Below are 19805 nucleotides of genomic sequence, written 5' to 3'. Positions count from 1 at the left end.
CACCCCGCACCGGCACGGGAGAATGGTCGGATGGACTGGCAGACCTCCGAAGACACCGTGCCCTCGGCACCGGTGACGGAGGCCGACGCCCGGCTTCTGCTCGGACGCCCGCCGGCGACCGGCGCCTGGCGCGACGGAGATCCGGTGGGCGAGCGGCGCTTCGCCTCGTTCGGATCGTTCCGCACCGAGGGCGGCCGTGAGCTCCCCGCCTACCGCCTGGCCTACGAGACGTGGGGCACCCTCAACGCCGAGCGCGACAACGCAGTGCTCGTCCTGCACGCCCTCACCGGCGACAGCCACGTCCGGGGCCCGGCCGGGCCGGGGCATCCGACGTCCGGGTGGTGGGACGACATCGTCGGACCCGGCGCCCCGATCGACACGGACCGCTGGTTCGTCATCGCGCCGAACATGCTCGGCGGCTGTCAGGGCTCGACGGGGCCCGCGAGCATCGCGCCCGACGGCTACGAGTGGGCGTCGCGGTTCCCGTACCTGACGATCCGCGACCAGGTCGCCGCCCAGGTGCGCCTGGCCGATGCGCTGGGCATCGACGTGTGGGCCGCGGTCGTCGGCGGCTCGATGGGCGGAATGCACGCGCTCGAGTGGGCCGCGGGCCTCCCCGACCGGGTGGCGCGGCTGGGCGTGCTGTCGGCGCCGCCGATCAACACCGCCGACCAGATCGCGCTGAACTCCGTGCAGATCGAGGCGATCCGCATCGACCCGCGCTTCCAGTCGGGCGAGTACTACGACTCCCCCGACGGAGACGGGCCGACGCGCGGTCTCGCACTCGCCCGCCGCATGGCGCTGCTGAACTACCGCTCGCCGACCGAGCTGAACCAGAGGTTCCAGCGCTCCTGGCAGTCGGGCGTGAGCCCTCTGGGGCACGGCGGCCGGTTCGCCGTCGAGTCCTACCTGGACTTCCACGGCAACAAGTTCACGCGCCGCTTCGACGCGAACTCGTACATCACCCTCGTCGAGGCGATGAACTCCCACGACGTCGGCCGCGACCGGGGCGGCATCGACGAGGCCCTCGCCCGGATCACGGCGACCACGCTCGTGCTGGGCATCGACAGCGACCGGCTGTTTCCCATCGACGGCCAGCACCGCATCGCGCGCGGGATCCCCCGCACCCTCGACGGCAGCAGCGCCGTCGTCCTCTCGAGCGACTTCGGCCACGACGGCTTCCTCATCGAGACCGCGGCGGTCGGCCGCCACGTGCGTCGCCTGCTCGAATCCTAGGCGTCAGTCCGAGCGCGAATACCGCCAGGGCAGGGCGCCGATCTCCAGGCGATGACGCGATGCGGATGCCGAGGCCTCGGCATCCGGTCCGTATTCGGCGTCGCCCTCCCACAGCAGCATCGGCCCCTCGGCGCCGCGTCGCGCGACGGACTGGAACCGCTCGAGCCCGGCCAGCCGCGCGGCATCGAGGACGGATCCGACGTCGGCGTGCTCGATGAGGCGGTGCAGGGTCACCCAGGTCGGGGGGTACAGCGTCAGTTCGCCGCGGCCGTGCCGGGCGAGGATGTCGGCGGGGCGCACCCACTGGGAGTCGACCGCCTCGTCCGCTGAGAGCGTCAGGTCGCCCTCAGGAGCCGCCGCGGCGAAGAACCACGTGCGGATGCGGGGAGCGACGCCCGTGGGCGGATTCCAGCACGAGAGCGCGACGAGAGCCTGGGGTGCCAGAACGAGGCCGCACTCCTCCTCGACCTCGCGCACGCCTGCGCGGCGGGCCACCGCCTCCTCCGTCTCGCCGGCATCGTGACGATCGGCGTCGTCGAGCTTTCCTCCCGGGAAGACCCAGGCGCCGGCGAACGAACCCCGGTCGGGGCGCTCGAGCAGCAGCACCTCGGGACCGTCACCGCCCTCGCGCAGGAGCACCACGGTCGCCGCGACGGGGATGCGCGCGTCTGAGTCGTCGTCGCCCGCGACGCCGTCGACGGCGTCCGCGAGGGCCTTCAGCGCACGATCTGGCGTCGGTCCGGGCATGCCCTCACCCTAAGCCCGGCCCGGTCGCGGGCGCCGTGAGGTCATCAGTTCGAAAGGACGACCCCGCGTGCCCGTTCGGAAGCCAGGCTGGCGAGGGCGAGGGCGAGACCGGCCAGTGCGAGGCCGACGCCCACCCATGCCGGCGCGATGAATCCCCAGCCCACCGCGATCACGACGCCGCCGAGCAGCGCTCCGAGACTGTTGCCGATGTTGAGGGCGGAGTGGTTGAGGGCGGCGGCGATGGACTGGTTGTCCTGCGCGACATCCATGAGCCTGGTCTGGATGGTCGGGCTGAGCACGGACGCGGTGAACCCGGTCAGGAAGACGAAGAGGCCGAGCGCCCAGATCCACTCCGACGTCAGCGCGAGCAGCGTGAGCACGACCGCGAGCCCGACGAGTCCGCCGACGAGCGTGCGCTTGAGATCGACGTCGGCGAGGTGGCCGCCGACGAGGTTGCCGATCGTCATGCCGAGCCCCATGAGCACCAGCACGATGGGCACCGTCCACTCGGGCGACCCGGCGATCTCGGTGACCATCGGGGCGACGTAGGTGTAGACGGCGAAGAAGCCGCCGAAGCCGATGGCGCCGACGCCGAGCGCCAGCCAGACCTGCCCGATCCGGAAGACCTTGAGTTCGGCGCGGAGCGTCCGCTGCGGGTCGCCCGGATGCTCGGGCACGAAGAATGCGATGAGCACCGTCGCCAGGGCGAAGATCGCCGTGACCACCATGAACGCGGCCCGCCATCCGACCTGCTGCCCGAGGTAGGTGCCCAGCGGCACCCCGACGACGTTGGCCACCGTGAGACCGGTGAGGACGAACGCCACGCCCTTGGCGCGCTGACCCGGACCGAGCACGTCGGCGGCGACGAGCGCGCCGATTCCGAAGTAGGCGCCGTGCGGGAGGCCTGCCAGCAGGCGCGAGACCGCGACCAGCTCGAACGTCGGCGCAAGGAACGTCAGCGCGTTGAACACGGTCAGGGCGAGGGCGAGCCCGATCATCACGCGATGTCGCGGGTACTTGGCCACCGCGCCGGCGATGGTCGGCGCTCCGATGACCACCCCCAGCGCGTAGAGGGTGATGAGCCAGCCGGCCTGGGCGATCGCGTCCTCGGAGCTGGAAGCCCACTGCGGGGCAAGCAGATCCGACGCGATGTTTGGCAGCAGGCCCATCACGACGAACTCGGTCATGCCGATGCCGAAGCTGCCGACGGCGAGGGAGAGGAGCGCCCACTTCGCCGCACCCCTCGTCAAAGTCGAGGAGGTCATCCGGTCATGCTAACGGCGGTCGGGGCATCCTGTCGAATCGATTCGAAACGCGTCGCGCAGAGCGCTGCGTCAGGCGTCGGACGACGGGCCCGACTGCTCGTCGATGGCCGCCTCGAGCCGCTCGACCTTGGCGTCGAGCTCGCCCGAGTAGCCGGGCCGGATGTCGGCCTTGAGCACCAGCGAGACGCGCGACCCGTATGCCTGCACCGCCTCGGTGCAGCGCCGCACGACATCGAAGACCTCGTCCCACTCCCCCTCGATCTCGGTGAACATCGAGGTCGTGCGGTGGGGCAGGCCGCTGTCGCGGACCACGCGCACGGCGGCGGCGACCGCGTCGTGGACGGAGCCGTCGGCGTTGCCGGTGCCGCCGGGGGCGACGGAGAAGGCGACGAGCATGGGAACCTCCGGGTTCTCGGGTGGTGCGGGTCAGGCGGATGCCTGGGGGCGATGGTTCGGCGGTGCGGGCAGGGCTCCGCCACGCGAGGCGAGCAGGCGCTGCGGTGCGCGGACCACGCGGACCACGGCCCACGCCATGAGCGCGATGAGCAGGGCGTTGCGTGCGGTCAGCACACCGGCGGCCAGGGCGTCGGCGACGATGAGCCGGTTGTACAGCAGCGGGTAGACGAGGTGTGTCAGCAGGGCGATCACGAGGGCGGCGACGGCCGGCATCCGCCAGCGTCGGCGGTCGATCACGAGCCCGAGCACGATCGGCGCGATGATCCAGGTCTGGAACTGCGGCGAGCCGACCTTGTTGGTCACGATGAAGGCCAGCACGAGCGCGAGGGCGAGCGCCGGGAAGAGCGCCGCGAACGACGCGCCGCGCCAGGCGCGCCACGCGCCGAGCGCCGCGACGGCGAGCACCGTGACCGCCAGCAGCGGCGTCATCGCCGCGATCACGGCGTCGACGTAGGGCCCGGTCACCTGGAAGGTCAGGATGCCGGAGTCGTAGTAGACGAACGCGTCGTCGACGCCGGCGACGGCCTGCCAGAGATACCACGCGGTCACGGGCGCCTCGAGCTGCAGGCCGCGACCGGTCTGTCCGGCGACGAAGCCGAATGCGTGGCGTGCGCCGCCGGCGGCCATCACGGCGATCAGGACTCCGGCGCTGACCGCGGCCGCCATCCCGACGAGCACCAGGCGGCGCCGGACCGCGATCACGGCGGCGGCCAGGAGCGCGGCCGGCCACACCTTGATCCACGTGGCGATCGCGAGCAGCGTGGCCGCGAGCGCGGGCCGCCCGATCAGCCAGAGGCAGCCGGCGATGGCGAGAGGCACCGTCACGGCGTCGAGGCGGTACATGCCGACGGGGCCGAGCAGAAGCGCGAACGCGAGCCAGAAGGCTGCGGCGAGGGTGCGCCCCGCCGACCGGCCGCGCCCCACCAGCAGTGCGAAGGCGAGGGCATCGAGCGCCGTGACCAGGACCGCCCACGCGATCTCGTACCCGGCGATCCACTCGAGGCCGAGGGCGAGCACGATCGGAGCGAGCGCGAGCTGCGGGTAGACCCACTGCTCCGTGACGCCGGGGATCGCTCCCCCGTCGGCCGCACCCCGCGCCCACGGCTCGTAGACGAGGTAGACGTCACCCATCGGAAGGTTGGGCTCGACGAAGCCGAGGAAGGCGGTGACCAGATGCACCAGCACGAACGCGACCCAGAGCCCCGCACGCCTCGACACGCGTTTCATCCTATTGAGGTCCCGGATCGCGCGCGGGCCGCGCGTCGGGCGTCACACCGCGTCGAGGGCCTCCGCGACCGAGCGCGGCAGCGCCTCGGCGACGTCCAGCGCCGTGATCGGCCCGCCGCCCCGCGCCGACGACGCCAGCCGCGCGGCGTGCCCGTGCAGCCACGCGGCCGCAGCGGCCAGCGGCGCGAGGGATGCGGCATCCGTCACCCGGCCGTCCGCGACCGCTGCGGCCACGAGCGCACCGATGACCCCGGCCAGCACGTCGCCGGTGCCCGCCGTGGCCAGCCACGGCGTGCCGGCGGCGATCTCGAAGACCGCGCCGTCGGGCGACGCGACCACCGTCACCGCCCCTTTGAGGACCACCACGGCCCCGGTGGCCTCGGCGGTCGTGCGTGCGGCCGAGACGCGGTCGGAGCCCACGGCGGCGAGGCCGAGTCCCGCGCGAAGCCGCGCGTGCTCCCGGTCGTGCGGGGTGAGCAGGCGGGGCGCGGTGCCGTCGGCGGCCAGGTCGAGCGCCCCCGCGTCGACCACCACCGGGTCGGTGTCGTGCAGGATGCGCCGCAACGCCTCGGACTCGCCGGCGCCGCGAGCCGACGCATCAGTGCCCGACCCGATGACCCACGCCTGGACGCGCCCGTCGGCAGCCACGGTCTCAGGACGCCGCGCCAGCACGAAGGCGGTCGGTCGCTCCGGTCCGAGATAGCGGACCATCCCGATGCCGGTGCGCCACGCGGCCTCGACTCCGAGCACCGCCGCGCCCGGATACGTCTCGGATCCGGTCCGCACGCCGAGCACGCCTCGGGAATACTTGTCGTCGGCGGCCGTTGGCCTCCGAAGGAACCGGCCCGTCTCGGCTCCCGTCCATGACCCCGTCATGGCGCCACCCTACTCGCGGAGTGTCCCCCGGATGAGCACCCTCTTCACGCCCCTGTCGCTGCGCGACATCACCCTGCGCAATCGCCTCTGGGTATCGCCGATGTGCCAGTACAGCGCCGTGGACGGCGTGCCCCAGGAGTGGCACCACACCCACCTGGCGCAGTTCGCCTCGGGCGGCGCCGGACTCGTGATCGCCGAGGCCACCGCCGTCTCGCCCGAAGGCCGCATCTCGCCCGAGGACACCGGCCTCTGGACCGACGAGCAGCGCGACGCGTGGACGCCCATCGTCGCGGCCATCCGCGCCCGGGGCGCCGTCGCGGGGGTGCAGCTGGCCCACGCCGGCCGCAAGGCCTCGACGTGGTCGCCGTTCTCGGGTCACCGCGGGTCGGTGCCTGTCGGCGAGGGCGGCTGGCCGACCGTCGCGCCGTCCGCGATCGCGTTCGACGGGTACGCGGTGCCGGCCGCATTCGACCTCGCCGGGATCGACCGGGTCGTCGCCGACTTCGCGGCCGCCGCGCGCCGGGCGGTGTCCGCCGGATTCGAGGTGCTCGAGATCCACGCCGCGCACGGGTACCTGCTGCACCAGTTCCTCTCGCCGCTGTCGAATCAGCGCGACGACGAGTACGGCGGATCGCTCGAGAACCGCGCGCGGCTGCTGCTGCGTGTGATCGATGCGGTGGCGGATGCCGCGCCCGCCGTGCCTCTGCTGGTGAGGTTCTCGGCCACCGACTGGGCCGACGGCGGCTGGAATGCCGATGAGACCGCCGCCGTCGCGGTGTGGGCGGCCGAGCGCGGGGCCGACTTCTTCGACATCTCCAGCGGCGGACTCGTCGCGCACCAGCGGATCACGACCGGACCGGGCTATCAGGTGGAGCTCGCCGCCCACATCCGGCGGGTCGCCGGCGTCGCGGTGAGCGCGGTCGGCATGATCGACGACCCGCAGCTGGCCGAGCGGGTCGTCGCCGATGGCCAGGCCGACGCCGTCATGGCCGGACGCGAATGGCTCCGCGACCCGCACTACGGCCTGCGGGCCGCCGCCGAGCTCGGCGCCGACATCGACTACTGGCCGAAGCAGTACGTCCGCGCCCGGCTCTGAGCCCGGCTACCGCAGACCGCGACGGGTCGCGTCCTGCACCTCGCCGATCAGCTCCTCGATGATGTCCTCGAGGAACAGCACGGCCGTGACCGCGCCCTCCTCGTTCCGCACCTCCGCCAGGTGACGCCCTGCCCGGCGCATGAGCGCGAGCGCATCCTCCAGGTCGGTCGACTCGAGGACGGGCACCATGTGGTGGATGCGCTTGGACGGGATCCGGCGGGCGACGGCGGCTTCGGCATCCGCCCCCTCCGCCCCCTGCAGGACGTCCTTGAGGTGGACGTAGCCGACGGGCTCGCCCACGCCGTCCACGATCACGTAGCGCGAGAACCCGTGCTTGCTCACGGCTCGTTCGATCTCGTCGGGAGTCGTGGTCTCCGGCAGGGTGACCAGCGCGCCCAGCGGCACGGCGATGTCCTTGGCCTTCTTGTCGGTGAACTCGACGGCCGCGGCGACCGTACCGCTCACGTCGTTGAGCACGCCCTCGATGCGGGACTGGTTCACGATCGTGACGACCTCTTCGAGCGTGAAGGTCGAGGCCGCCTCGTCCTTCGGCTCGACGCCGAACAGCCGCACGATGTGGTTCGCGATCCAGTTGAGCGTCACGATCACCGGGTGGAACAGCTTCGACACCCACACCAGCGGCGTCGCGAGCATCAGCACGGCGCGATCGGGCACCGAGAACGCGAGGTTCTTCGGCACCATCTCGCCGAACACGACGTGCAGGTACGACACGACCAGCAGCGCGATCACGAACGCGACGGTGTCCACGACGCCCTCGGACCAGCCCGTGAGATGCAGGGGCTCCGCGAGCAGGTGATGGATCGCCGGTTCGGACACGTTCAGGATCAGCAGCGAGCAGATCGTGATGCCGAGCTGGCTCGTCGCCAGCATCAGGGTCGCGTGCTCCATCGCGTACAGCGCGGTCTTGGCCGAGCGCGATCCTTTCTCGGCGAGCGGCTCGATCTGCGAACGGCGTGCTGAGATGACGGCGAACTCGGCGCCGACGAAGAAGGCGTTGAAGGCCAGCAGCACGACCAGCCAGGCGATTCCGGCCCAATCGCTCATCGGCCCTCACCGCCTTCGGTCGCCGCGTCCTCGTGCGGCATCGGGGTGGGCGTGAAGCGCACCCGGTCGACGCGGCGGCCGTCCATGCGCTGCACCTCGATGGTGCCGTCCTCCAGCTCGAGCGTGTCGCCGACGACCGGAATGCGTTCGAGCACGCTCATGATGAAGCCGCCCACGGTGTCGTACACGTCTCCTTCGGGAATGCGGATGCCGGTGCGATCGAGCACCTCGTCGGGTCGGAGCTCCCCGGGGAAGATGACGGAGCCCTCCGCGCGGACGATCCCGGCGCGGCGACGGTCGTGCTCGTCGAGCACCTCGCCCACGATCTCCTCGACCAGGTCCTCGAGCGTCACGACGCCGGCGGTGCCGCCGTACTCGTCGACGACGACGGCCATCTGGTAGCCGCGGGTGCGCAGCTCCGACACGAGGGCGTCGAGGTGGACCGTCTCGGGGATGCGCAGCGGCTCCGTCGCCAGCGCGGCGGCCGGGACGTCGGTGCGCCGGTCGCGCGGCACGCTGACCGCGGCCTTGAGGTGGACGACGCCGATGATGTCGTCCATCGAGTCGTCGTACACCGGGAAGCGGCTGTGGCCGGTGCGCCGGGCGAGCTGGATCACGTCCTCCGCCGAGTCGTCGGCGGCGATCGCGTGGATGCTGGGGCGCGGGGTCATCACGTCGGCCGCGCTCAGGCGCGCGAAGGTGAGGCTGCGGTCCAGAAGCGAGGCGGTGTCCTCTTCGAGCACGCCGGCGCTCGCCGAGCGGCGCACGAGGCTGGAGAGCTCCTCGGCGGTGCGGGCGCCGGAGAGCTCCTCCTTGGGCTCGATGCCGATGCCGCGCAGCACGCCGTTCGCGCTGCCGTTGAGTACGACGATCGCGGGACGGAACACAGTCGTGAACGCGACCTGGAACGGCATGACGAGCTTGGCGGTCTGACGCGGGATGGCCAGCGCGAAGTTCTTCGGCACCAGCTCGCCGATGATCATCGAGAAGATCGTCGCGGTGGCGACGGCGATGATGACGGCCAGCGGGCTCACCAGCCCGGCAGGCAGGCCCCACGCCGTGAACACCGGCCGAAGCAGGCTCGAGATCGCCGGCTCCATCGTGTAGCCGGTGAGGAGCGTGGTCAGCGTGATGCCGAGCTGCGCGCTGGAGAGATGGGTCGAGGTGATCCGCAGCGCGCTGATCGTGAGCGAGAGCCGGGTCTCACCTGCTTCCCGGCGGGCTTCGAGGTCGGCGCGGTCGAGGTTGACGAGGGCGAACTCGCTGGCGACGAAGAGTCCGGTCCCGACCGTGAGCAGGAGCCCCACGCCCAGCATGACGAATTCCATCAGGCATCACCCCCGGCGGAGCGGGAGGCGGGTCGGTGGGGCGAAGGTCTGCAACTAGGAGGGTCGTCCATCGTGCCGGCAAGTCTACGGCAGGTGCTGCGGCTCGTGCCCCGCGCGGGGCGGCTCGCCGCGGCATCCCCCTCCGCCTTTCCCCTCCTCCCGGCCGGCCAGGCCGATGGGATCTGCCGCAGGTCAGCGCGTTCGCCGCAGTTCGTATTGCGGTGGATGCCGCGAACTGCGTCTCTGGATCGTGCGGCTCCTCCCCAGCGCGATGCGGAGACGGTCAATCAACCGATCTCGTCGGTCCCCGGCTCGGTCCGATGTCGAGAGCCACACTGAGTCGCATGTCTTGGCTTCGCGAACCGCCACTCGCTGAGGTGGAACGCCGACGCGACGATCTCGCCCCCAGTGCCCAGCATCGTGCCAGGCATCGGGATCTCACCGCCGGCAAGATCGTCCGTGTCTCGCGCGGCACCTACACCTCCGCCGCGCACTGGGGGTGGCTCTCCGAGATGGCGAAACACGCACAACGGGTCTGGGAAGCCGCTGCCCGTATGTTGCCCGGGGCGGTCTTCTCGCATGATTCCGCGGCGGCCGTGCTGGGCATCGACCGCATCGGGCCCTGGCCGACGACCATCGATGTGAGCGGAGAAGGAATCGGCGGTTCCTCGGGGCGGATCCGTCGACACCGTCGCACCATCTCGAGCGAAGACGTGCTGCCCTGGGGGCGGCACTTCATCACCAGTCCGGCGCGAACCGTGGTGGACCTCGCTGCGGCTGGATTCCTGACCGGCGTCATCGCCGCTGACCAGGCACTCTGGTCACGGCGCCCCGGCGGGGCATTGACGACCCAGTCCATCCTCGCGACCTTCGCCGGCGCGTACAACGGACGTGCATCCGCGACCGTCAGGCGGGTGGCCGCCTTCGGACGCCCGGGCGCGGACAGCGTTCGCGAGTCGCAGAGCCGCGTGCTCATCGCTCACCTCGGATTCCCGGAGCCCGTGCTGCAACAGCGATTCCAGCTCCAGAGCAGCTACGCGTACACCGACTTCTGGTGGCCGGAGCACCGCCATGCCGGAGAGTTCGACGGTGCCGGCAAATACCTCGATCCGGCACTGCTTCGCGGGCGAACTCCGCAGCAGGCACTGCTGGCTGAGAAGGACCGAGGCGATGAACTGCGTCGACAGGTGCGCGCGCTGTCCCGATGGCGAACGCCTTCGCTCGATCAGCCGCGTCTCCTCTACGACATTCTGGTCAACGACAGCCTGCCCACAAGACGCGGTCGCCCTGGCAGATGAACCTCGATCAACCGCAATCCTTTGGGTGAGCCGCAGTTCACACTGCGGCGGACGGCCGAAAGTGCGGTCGACGCAGGGGCCTCACCAGCTGACGGGAAGCGCCTTGCCCTCGTCGTAGCCGGCGGCGGACTGCAGGCCGACGCGGGCGCGGTCGCGGAACTCCGCCACGCTCGAGGCGCCAGCGTAGGTGAACGACGACCGCACGCCCGAGGTGATCATGTCGAGCAGGTCCTCCAGGCCCGGCCGCAGCGGGTCGAGGTAGATCTTCGACGACGAGATGCCCTCGGCGAAGAGCTCCTTGCGGGCCAGCTCGTACGGATCGAGCCGTCCGAAGCGCTCGTGCACGGCCTTGGTCGAGGCCATGCCCCACGACTCCTTGTAGATGCGCCCGGCGGCGTCGCTCTGCAGCTCGCCCGGCGCCTCGATGGTCCCTGCGAACCACGAGCCGATCATGACGGATGCCGCGCCCGCCGCCAGCGCGAGGGCCACGTCGCGCGGGTAGCGCACGCCGCCGTCCGCCCACACGTGCGCGCCCATGACCCTGGCCGCCTCGGCCGTCTCGAGCACCGCGGAGAACTGCGGCCTGCCGACCGCGGTCATCATGCGCGTCGTGCACATCGCACCGGGGCCGACGCCGACCTTGAGGATCGTCGCGCCGGCGGTGACCAGGTCGTGCACGCCCTCGGCGGTGACGATGTTGCCTGCGGCGATCGGGATGCCGAGCCCGAGGTCGGCGACCGAGCGCAGGGCGCGCAGCATCCCCTCTTGGTGGCCATGGGCGGTGTCCACGACGAGGACGTCCACGCCCGCGGCCGCCAGCGCCCGAGCCTTGGCGGCGACGTCGCCGTTGATGCCGAGCGCGGCCGCGACGATGAGGCGCCCGGACGCGTCGACGGCCGGACGGTAAAGCGTCGAGCGCAGCGCGCTGCGGCGCGAGAGCGTGCCGACGAGGTGCCCGTGATCGATGACGCACACCGTCTCGACTCCGGCAGCGACGATCACGTCGAACGCGTGGCGCGCGCTCTCGATGTCGACGGCATCGACGGATGCCGCGCGCCCGCGTGCCAGGTCACCCAGGCGCGCATCGGGAAGCGCCGTGCCCAGCCGAGTCGCCGGGACGATGCCGAGGATGTCGTCGATGTCGACGCGGCCGGAGGCGGTGGGGACCGCTACCACGATGCCGTGACCCTCGGTCGCCGGCAGCAGCCGGGCGGCGTCGGCGACGGTGGCGTCGGGCGGGAGCACGAGCGGGGTGTCCCACGGCACGGGCTGGCTCTTCACCCATCGGATGGCGGCGTCGAGCTCCTGCAGCGGCATGTCCTGCGGCAGCACGCCGAGGCCGCCGCGGCGGGCCAGAGTCGCGGCGAGCCGGGGCCCGGTCACCGAGTTCATGTTGGCGGACACGAGCGGGATCGTCGCGGTCGTGCCGTCCGCCGGGGACAGGTCGACATCGAGGCGGCTGGTGATCGAGGACCGCCGTGGGACGAGGAACACGTCCGAATACGTCAGGTCGACATCGGGCTGGTCGCCGTAGAACTCCATATCCGCCAAGGGTAGTGACAGTTCCTGTACGGGCAATGATCCGGAATCTTTCAGGTCCTCCGCCGCTGGGAGCCGGAATCGCGCCGTCAGACTGGGATACGCTTAACAGTTGTGCGGCACAGGCGTCAGCAGCCTCGCACTTCCCAGAATTTCACGGACGAAAGCAGGCGATCCAGCGTGTCGAGCCAGGTGACGGGCCTCGGGGTTTCGAACGAAGGAGAGTTCGGAGCCAACGAATGGCTCGTCGATGAACTGTACGAGCAGTTCAAGATCGACAGGAACTCCGTCGACAAGGAGTGGTGGCCCGTTCTCGAGGCCTACCACCCGGTCGACGAGGCGAGCACGGCGGCGACACCCTCGGTGCCGACGTCTCCGACCTCCGAGGGCGCTGCTCCCGGAACCGAGCCTCGACCGGTGACGGCGCCGATCCCGGTGATCGGCGCTCAGCCCGTGGCACGCACGACCGCCCGGCCCGCCGCGCCGCCGCCCATCCCGGCCCAGGCGCCGAAGGCCGAGCCCGCGGCCGCTGCCGAGAGCGCCGAAGACCGGGTCACACCGCTCCGCGGCATGCCGAAAACCCTCGCCGCGAACATGGACGAGTCGCTCACGGTCCCGACCGCCACGAGCGTGCGCACGGTCCCGGCGAAGCTCATGATCGACAACCGCATCGTGATCAACAACCACATGTCGCGCACCCGCGGCGGCAAGGTCAGCTTCACGCACCTCATCGGCTGGGCGATCATCCGGACGCTGGCGGAGTTCCCGAGCCAGAACGTCTTCTACGCCGAGATCGACGGCAAGCCCTCGGTCGTGGCCCCCGCGCACGTCAACCTCGGCATCGCGATCGACCTCCCCAAGCCCGACGGCACCCGCGCGCTCATGGTGCCGAGCATCAAGCGCGCGGAGCAGCTGAGCTTCAGCGAGTTCCTCACGACGTACGAAGACCTCGTCTCGCGCGCCCGCGGCAACAAGCTGACCGCGGCCGACTTCCAGGGCACGACGGTCTCGCTCACCAACCCGGGCGGCATCGGCACGGTCCACTCCGTCCCGCGTCTCATGAAGGGCCAGGGCTGCATCGTCGGCGCGGGCGCTCTCGAATACCCCGCCGAGTTCCAGGGAGCGAGCGACAAGACGCTCAACGAGCTCGCGATTGGCAAGACGATCACGCTCACGAGCACCTACGACCACCGCGTCATCCAGGGCGCAGGCTCGGGCGAGTTCCTCAAGAAGGTGCACGAGCTGCTGATCGGCCAGCGCAACTTCTACGAAGACATCTTCGCCGCGCTGCGCATCCCGTACGCGCCGATCCACTGGGCCGCCGACATCAATGTCGACCTGGCCGAGCGCGTCGACAAGCAGGCGCGCGTGCAGGAGCTCATCAACTCCTTCCGCGTCCGCGGGCACCTGATGGCCGACATCGACCCGCTCGAGTACGTGCAGCGCACGCACCCCGACCTCGAGATCGAGCAGCACGGCCTGACGTTCTGGGACCTCGACCGCGAGTTCGTCACGGGCGGCTTCGGCGGCAAGCGCACCATGAAACTGCGCGACATCCTGGGTGTCCTGCGCGACTCGTACTGCCGCACGATCGGCATCGAGTACATGCACATCCAGGACCCCGAGCAGCGCCGGTGGTTCCAGGAGAACGTGGAGCTCAAGTACCAGAAGCCCGGTCACGCCGAGCAGCTGCGCATCCTCGACAAGCTGAACCAGGCCGAGGCGTTCGAGACGTTCCTGCAGACGAAGTACGTCGGCCAGAAGCGCTTCAGCCTCGAGGGCGGCGAGTCCCTCATCCCGCTGCTGGACGAGATCCTGCAGGGCGCCGCCGAGGCGGGCCTGGACGGCGCCGCCATCGGCATGGCGCACCGCGGCCGCCTCAACGTACTCACCAACATCGCCGGCAAGACGTACGGTCAGGTGTTCCGCGAGTTCGAGGGCTCCGTCGCCATCGGCTCGAAGAGCGGCTCGGGCGATGTGAAGTACCACCTCGGCACCGAGGGCACCTTCGTCGCCGACCACGGCGAGCAGCTGCCGGTCTATCTCGCCGCGAACCCGTCGCACCTCGAGACCGTCGACGGCGTGCTCGAGGGCATCGTCCGCGCCAAGCAGGACCGCAAGCCGATCGGCACGTTCTCGTGGCTGCCGATCCTCGTGCACGGCGACGCGGCCTTCGCGGGCCAGGGCGTCGTGGTCGAGACGCTGCAGATGTCGCAGCTGCGCGGGTACCGCACCGGCGGCACCGTGCACGTGGTCGTGAACAACCAGGTCGGCTTCACCACGACGCCGTTCGATGCACGCACGTCGGTGTACGCCACCGACGTCGCCAAGGCCATCCAGTCGCCGGTCTTCCACGTGAACGGCGACGACCCCGAGGCCGTCACCCGGGTCGCCCAGCTGGCCTTCGCCTACCGCGAGCGGTTCCACCGCGATGTCGTCATCGACCTCGTCTGCTACCGCCGCCGCGGTCACAACGAGGGCGACGACCCCTCGATGACCCAGCCGCTGATGACCAACCTCATCGAGGCGAAGCGGTCCGTGAGGCGGCTGTACACCGAGGCGCTCGTCGGTCGCGGCGACATCACCGAGGAAGAGTACGACAAGGCGAAGCAGGACTTCCAGAACCGCCTCGAGATCGCCTTCGCCGAGACCCACGCCGCCGAGACCGGGTCCTCCCCCGTCGCGACGACCACCGTCGAGCCGGAGCCCGAGCCCGCCGTCGGCGAGCCCGAGACGACCGGCGTCGCACGCGAGGTCGTGCAGCTCATCGGCGACGCATTCGTGAACAAGCCCGAGGGCTTCACGGTGCACACCAAGCTGCAGCAGCTGCTGGACAAGCGCCTCGACATGAGCCGCAACGGCTCGGTGGACTGGGCGTTCGGCGAGCTCCTCGCATTCGGCTCGCTGCTGCTCGAGAAGACCAATGTGCGCCTTGCCGGACAGGACGCCCGCCGCGGCACCTTCGTGCAGCGCCACTCGGTCCTGCACGATCGCAGCAACGGCCAGGAATGGATCCCTCTGGCGAACCTCTCGGCCGATCAGGGCCGGTTCTGGGTCTACGACTCGCTGCTCAGCGAGTACGCGGCGATGGCGTTCGAGTACGGATACTCCGTCGAGCGCGCCGACTCGCTCGTGCTGTGGGAGGCGCAGTTCGGCGACTTCGCCAACGGCGCCCAGTCGGTCATCGACGAGTTCATCTCGTCCGCCGAGCAGAAGTGGGCCCAGCAGTCCAGCGTCGCGCTCCTGCTGCCCCACGGATACGAGGGTCAGGGACCGGACCACTCGTCCGCGCGCATCGAGCGCTACCTGCAGATGTGCGCGCAGGACAACATGACCGTCGCCCGGCCGTCGACGCCTGCCTCGTACTTCCACCTGCTGCGCCGTCAGGCGTACGCGCGTCCGCGCCGGCCGCTCGTGGTGTTCACGCCGAAGGCCATGCTGCGCCTGCGCGGTGCGACGAGCCCCGTCGAGGACTTCACCACCGGCCGCTTCGAGCCGGTGCTCGACGACGACCGAGGCCTCGAGAAGGCCGCCGTCAAGCGCGTGCTGCTGCACGCCGGCAAGATCCACTGGGATCTGAGGGCCGAGCTCGACAAGAACCCGAACCCGGAGATCGCCCTGGTCCGCCTGGAGCAGTACTACCCGGCACCGGTCGAGCAGCTCAACGCGGTCATCGCGGGCTACCCCGACGCCGAGCTGGTGTGGGTGCAGGACGAGCCCGAGAACCAGGGCGCCTGGCCGTTCATCGCCCTCGAGGTCAGCAAGCACCTCGACCACCGGACGATCCGCCGGATCTCCCGCGCGTCGGCGGCCTCGACGGCGACCGGTTCGCCCAAGGTCCACGCGGCCGAGCAGGCCGAGATCATGAAGAAGGCCCTGACGCTGTAGCGCTCAGTCCACCACGACGTCGACCTCGGATGCAGCCGCGTCCGAGGTCGACGCATGTGCGGGCGCGGCATCCGGAACCGCCCCCCGTGGCGAAACCTGCCGGGCGCCGGTCTGCTGCAGGGCGCGAGCGGTCGCCGTGCGACGGATGCCGCGGACCACGGTGACGCCGATGGCCGCCGTCGCGAGCAGCGCGGCCGGGAGCAGCGAGCCGATCGCGAGCACCAGCATGCCGGCGCACAGCACCGCCGCGATCACGGCCATCCACCACCCGGCGGTCCCCCGTCGGAGCAGGCGGACGGCGGCGACCATGCCCACCGCGTAGATGGCCACCATGCTGCTGGTGTGCACGAGGATGAACGGCGTCAGCTCGAGCCCCGACCACAGCATGAGCGAGAAGTAGAGGGCCACCACGAGCCCGGTGAGGCCGAGCGCACGTCGCGGGACGCCGCCGGACTCCACGCCCGCCGAGAGCCAGCGCGGCAGGTCGCCGTTGAGGGCCAGCGACGCCCCGAGCTTGGAGAACGCGGCGAGGTAGGCGTTCATGACGCCCAGCGCGACGATGGCGGCGATCGCCCCGACGGCGGCCGCGCCGAAACCGGGCGAACCCAGCCGCGCGAGCTCGAGCAGCGGGACGGCGCCGTCTCCGGCGGAGTCGCCGAGAGCGCCCACGGTGATGATCTGCAGGACGAGATAGCAGACGCCGGTGACGACCAGCGCGATCGCGGTGCCGATGGGGATCGCGCGCCGCGGATCACGGAACTCGCCGGAGATGTGGGTGCCGACCTCCCAGCCGGCGAAGGCCCACACGAAGAGGCTGATGGCGGTGCCGACTCCCGCCCACCCGTGCGGGAGGAAGGGTGCGAAGTTCTGCGGCTCGACCGCCGGCGCCGCCAGCGAGACCACGCCGACCACGACCGCCAGCAGCAGCGCCGTCAGGACGAACTGGACCCACCCGGCGACCCGCACCCCGAAGGCGTTCGCGGCGAACGGCGGCACCAGGATCGCGAGCGCGATCACGGGCACCATCGAACGGTCGATGGAGGCGGCTGCGACGACGTACTCGGCGCCCAGCACTGCGACCACCGGCGCGCCCGCGCACACCCCGAACAGGAACCAGTACCCGGTCATGCGCGCCGCGGTGCCGCCGAGCGCGCGGCGGACGTAGCTCGCCACACCACCCGGATCGGGGTAGCGCGCGGCGAGGACCGCGAAGGTGCCGGCCAGCGGGATCGACAGCGCGATCACTGCCAGGACGGCGACGATGCTGGCAGGGCCGGCCTCGTGCGCGGCCAGGCCGGGAAGGACGAGGAGTCCGGTGCCGAGCACGGACGCGATGTACAGCGCCGTCCCCTGCACCACGCCGAGACGGCCACGGGGTGCGGCCGGGACGGCATCGAGCGAGGTCATGTCCTCAGTCTTCCGGGCGAGGGCGACATCGCGCGCGCGGGCATCGGACGCGGCTGTGCGCAATCCTGCCAATCGGGGCCGAGGCCCTCATACGTCGCATCTCCCACAGGAGATCGAGCCCTTCACAGGAGAAATCCGGCCGCATCGTCCTGTGGAAGGACCGATCTCCTGTGCAGTGCCCGAACCGCGGCTCGAGCCCGAGTCACTCGAGGTCGAGCGGCGTCACCCCGGCCCGCTCGAATGCGGCGGCCGCGGCATCCCACGATCTCTCCCGGTCGGAGGCGACCATGCCCAGCCGGGTGCGGCGGTCGAGCAGGTCTGCGATGGTCAGTGCGCCCTCGACGCCGATGCCCCACTGCAGCTCCTGCGCCGTGACACCGCACGCCGCGCCCGCGCCGTCGGGCAGCGCGGCCGCGAAGGGCGCTTCAGCCCCGAAGCGGCGCACGAAGCGCGCCGGCGCCGCGATCTCGCGCATCCGGTGGCGTGGCCAGGCTCCGACGAGAGGAAGGACGGCCGTCCGGGATGCCGAAGCCCGCAGCACGCGCCGCCTCACTGCCGCGTCGACGGCGTCCTCGGCCATGCGCCGGTAGGTGGTGAGCTTGCCGCCCACGATGCTGAGCAGGCCGGAGTCCGCCTCGGTGATCGTGTGGCGGCGCGAGAGGTCGCTCGTCCCCTCGATGTCATCGGCACCCGCCAGCAGGGGCCGGAGCCCGGCGAACGTCCCGATCACGTCGTCGCGCTCGAGCGGACGGGCGAGCACCGTGTTCACGGTGGCGAGCAGCATGTCGATCTCGTCGCCGGTCGCCTGCGGCTCATCCGGGATCGGCCCGTCGGCCGGCACGTCGGTGAGCCCGATGTAGACACGGCCGTGCATCGCGGGAACGGTGAACACGAACCTGCCCGATGCGCCGGGCACCGGCACCGTGAGGGATGCGTCGCGTGAGCCGAGCCGGTCGGCCGCGACGACCAAGTGCGTGCCGCGGCTCGGGCGCAGCCTCACGTCGGGGTCGAGGTCGCCGGCCCACACGCCCGTTGCGCTGATCACGGCCCGCGCATGAACCGTGACCTCCGTGCCGGTCAGAGCGTCGCGCAGAACGGCGCCGCCCCCGGTGGCGGTGACCGCCTCCACACGGGTGAGGACGGATGCCCCGTACCCGGCCGCTGTGCGGGCGATGGCGACGACGAGCCGGACGTCGTCGATGAGCTGCCCGTCCCAGCCCCGCACCCCGCCGCGCAGCCCGTCGCGCTCGAGCTCGGGGAACAGCCGGATGGTCTCGTTGCGCCCGATCGGCCCCGGCGACTGCAGCACGGCGCCGGGTGTGCCGACCATGCGCCGCAGCCCGTCGCCGAGCCCGTAGCCGAGTCCGAGGAAGGCGCCCTGCGACACGTGGCCGGGAGCGTACAGCGGCACGACCTGCGCGAGCGCGCGGGTGAGGTGCGGCGCGATCCGGGTCATGAGCAGGTGCCGCTCCGCCGCGCTCTCGTGCGCGATCCCGAACTGACCTGACGCGAGGTAGCGCAGCCCGCCGTGGACGAGCTTGGAGCTCCAGCGGCTCGTGCCGTGAGCGAGGTCCCGGCGCTCGACCAGCACGGTCCTCAGACCCCGGCTCGCGGCATCCAGCGCGATTCCGGCACCGGTCACGCCACCACCGATCACGAGCACGTCGATCTCGGGACCGTCGGCGAGGGCGTCGAGCTCCTGCGCGCGCCGCTCCGCATTCAGCGCCGAGGAGTGCGGCGTGCGTCCCAGGATCGTCGGCGCGGTCATGGGCGCTCCGGCATCAGGTAGCCGCGGAGCGCGTGGGTGAGCTCCTCGCGCCAGGCGGCGGCAGGCAGCCAGTGCGCGACGAGCGGCGCGGACTGGACGGCGGACTGCGTGATGAGCAGCACCATAGCGGCGAGCCGATCGGGGTCGCCGGGGCGCACGGCTCCGGTGCGTTGCGCGGTCGCGAGCCGCCGCGCCGTCTCGGCGTGGATGGCGCGCTGGCTCGTGCCCAGGCGGTCCAGGATGTACCGGGCGAACAGCTCGGGGTCGGTGTCGCGCAGCCGGTCCACGAGCGGCATCGTGCGCACGCGATCGGCCGTTTCGACCAGGAGCGCGACCGTCGCGTCGAGGTCGGCGTCGTCGGGGGCGGCAGCCGGAAGGGCTGCGATGAGCTCGCGCGTGACGAGTGCCGCGAAGATGGCCTGGGCATCCGGCCAGTACCGGTAGAGCGTCTGCCGGGCGATCCCGCAGCGGCGTGCGATGTCGGATGCCGTCGTCCGCCGGATCCCGTGGGCCAGCACCTCGGCGAGCGCCGCGTCGAGGATCGCGGTCTCGGTGTCGGACACCACATCGGCCATGTGACAACCATACAGAATGTGTCATACTGTCGCC

The 19805-nt window shown here is 71.3% G+C and carries 15 protein-coding genes; 4 read left to right on the top strand and 11 right to left on the bottom strand.

The annotated features are described in order from the left end of the window. Nucleotides 1-30: 30 nt before the first annotated feature. Nucleotides 31-1236 (top strand): homoserine O-acetyltransferase MetX, encoded by a 1206-nt coding sequence (gene metX / locus ASD56_RS14760; RefSeq protein ID WP_055967546.1) that lies wholly within the window; start codon nt 31-33, stop codon nt 1234-1236. A 3-nt stretch (nt 1237-1239) separates the two neighbouring features. On the opposite strand, the gene ASD56_RS14755 is transcribed toward metX, so the two are convergent. The 5 genes from ASD56_RS14755 to ASD56_RS14735 all read right to left on the bottom strand — a co-directional run bounded on the left by ASD56_RS14755 (nt 1240) and on the right by ASD56_RS14735 (nt 5807). After that, the gene (locus tag ASD56_RS14755; protein WP_055967543.1) at nt 1240-1983 is read right to left on the bottom strand and encodes an NUDIX hydrolase; all 744 of its coding nucleotides are present in this window, start codon (nt 1981-1983) and stop codon (nt 1240-1242) included. A gap of 44 nt (nt 1984-2027) precedes the next feature. Next, a complete protein-coding gene (locus ASD56_RS14750) occupies nt 2028-3248 on the bottom strand; it encodes an MFS transporter (RefSeq protein WP_055967539.1) in 1221 nt (406 codons plus the stop codon). A gap of 69 nt (nt 3249-3317) precedes the next feature. Beyond that, nucleotides 3318-3644, bottom strand: coding sequence for a thiamine-binding protein (locus ASD56_RS14745; RefSeq protein ID WP_055967537.1), 327 nt, complete (start codon nt 3642-3644; stop codon nt 3318-3320). 30 nt (nt 3645-3674) lie between these two features. Then, nucleotides 3675-4922 carry a glycosyltransferase 87 family protein gene (locus ASD56_RS14740; protein ID WP_055967535.1) on the bottom strand — a complete coding sequence of 416 codons (1248 nt, stop codon included), beginning with the start codon at nt 4920-4922 and terminating at the stop codon, nt 3675-3677. 51 nt (nt 4923-4973) lie between these two features. Further along, complete coding sequence (locus tag ASD56_RS14735) at nt 4974-5807, bottom strand: NAD(P)H-hydrate dehydratase (RefSeq protein WP_055967532.1); 834 nt, start codon at nt 5805-5807, stop codon at nt 4974-4976. A gap of 31 nt (nt 5808-5838) precedes the next feature. Between ASD56_RS14735 and ASD56_RS14730 the strand changes: the two genes are divergently transcribed. Then, nucleotides 5839-6903 carry an NADH:flavin oxidoreductase/NADH oxidase gene (locus ASD56_RS14730; RefSeq protein WP_055967529.1) on the top strand — a complete coding sequence of 355 codons (1065 nt, stop codon included), beginning with the start codon at nt 5839-5841 and terminating at the stop codon, nt 6901-6903. A gap of 6 nt (nt 6904-6909) precedes the next feature. On the opposite strand, the gene ASD56_RS14725 is transcribed toward ASD56_RS14730, so the two are convergent. Both ASD56_RS14725 and ASD56_RS14720 read right to left on the bottom strand, forming a co-directional pair. Further along, nucleotides 6910-7968: a hemolysin family protein gene (locus ASD56_RS14725; RefSeq protein ID WP_055967526.1), complete on the bottom strand. Its 1059-nt coding sequence runs from the start codon at nt 7966-7968 to the stop codon at nt 6910-6912. Further along, on the bottom strand, nt 7965-9296 hold the full coding sequence (locus ASD56_RS14720; RefSeq protein ID WP_055967523.1) for a hemolysin family protein: 1332 nt from the start codon (nt 9294-9296) through the stop codon (nt 7965-7967). Before ASD56_RS14720 ends, ASD56_RS14725 begins: the two co-directional genes overlap by 4 nt. Before the next feature lie 344 nt (nt 9297-9640). On the opposite strand from ASD56_RS14720, the gene ASD56_RS14715 reads away from it, so the two are divergent. Next, complete coding sequence (locus ASD56_RS14715; RefSeq protein ID WP_157536137.1) at nt 9641-10594, top strand: hypothetical protein; 954 nt, start codon at nt 9641-9643, stop codon at nt 10592-10594. A gap of 81 nt (nt 10595-10675) precedes the next feature. On the opposite strand, the gene ASD56_RS14710 is transcribed toward ASD56_RS14715, so the two are convergent. Next, complete coding sequence (locus ASD56_RS14710) at nt 10676-12136, bottom strand: GuaB1 family IMP dehydrogenase-related protein (protein WP_055967519.1); 1461 nt, start codon at nt 12134-12136, stop codon at nt 10676-10678. 177 nt (nt 12137-12313) lie between these two features. Between ASD56_RS14710 and ASD56_RS14705 the strand changes: the two genes are divergently transcribed. After that, the gene (locus ASD56_RS14705; RefSeq protein WP_082541514.1) at nt 12314-16021 is read left to right on the top strand and encodes a multifunctional oxoglutarate decarboxylase/oxoglutarate dehydrogenase thiamine pyrophosphate-binding subunit/dihydrolipoyllysine-residue succinyltransferase subunit; all 3708 of its coding nucleotides are present in this window, start codon (nt 12314-12316) and stop codon (nt 16019-16021) included. Between the two features lie 3 nt (nt 16022-16024). On the opposite strand, the gene ASD56_RS14700 is transcribed toward ASD56_RS14705, so the two are convergent. From ASD56_RS14700 to ASD56_RS14690, 3 genes are all read right to left on the bottom strand, one after another. After that, nucleotides 16025-17428, bottom strand: coding sequence for an APC family permease (locus ASD56_RS14700; protein ID WP_055967515.1), 1404 nt, complete (start codon nt 17426-17428; stop codon nt 16025-16027). Nucleotides 17429-17630: 202 nt separating this feature from the next. Then, nucleotides 17631-19196, bottom strand: coding sequence for a glycerol-3-phosphate dehydrogenase/oxidase (locus tag ASD56_RS14695; RefSeq protein WP_055967512.1), 1566 nt, complete (start codon nt 19194-19196; stop codon nt 17631-17633). Next, nucleotides 19193-19771, bottom strand: coding sequence for a TetR/AcrR family transcriptional regulator (locus tag ASD56_RS14690; RefSeq protein WP_055967509.1), 579 nt, complete (start codon nt 19769-19771; stop codon nt 19193-19195). Before ASD56_RS14690 ends, ASD56_RS14695 begins: the two co-directional genes overlap by 4 nt. Nucleotides 19772-19805: the final 34 nt, after the last annotated feature.

The organism is Microbacterium sp. Root166 (genome assembly GCF_001427145.1).
GTDB lineage: Bacteria > Actinomycetota > Actinomycetes > Actinomycetales > Microbacteriaceae > Microbacterium.
Note: the sequence above shows the minus strand (reverse complement) of the source record. Positions and strands in the feature narration are given on the sequence as shown.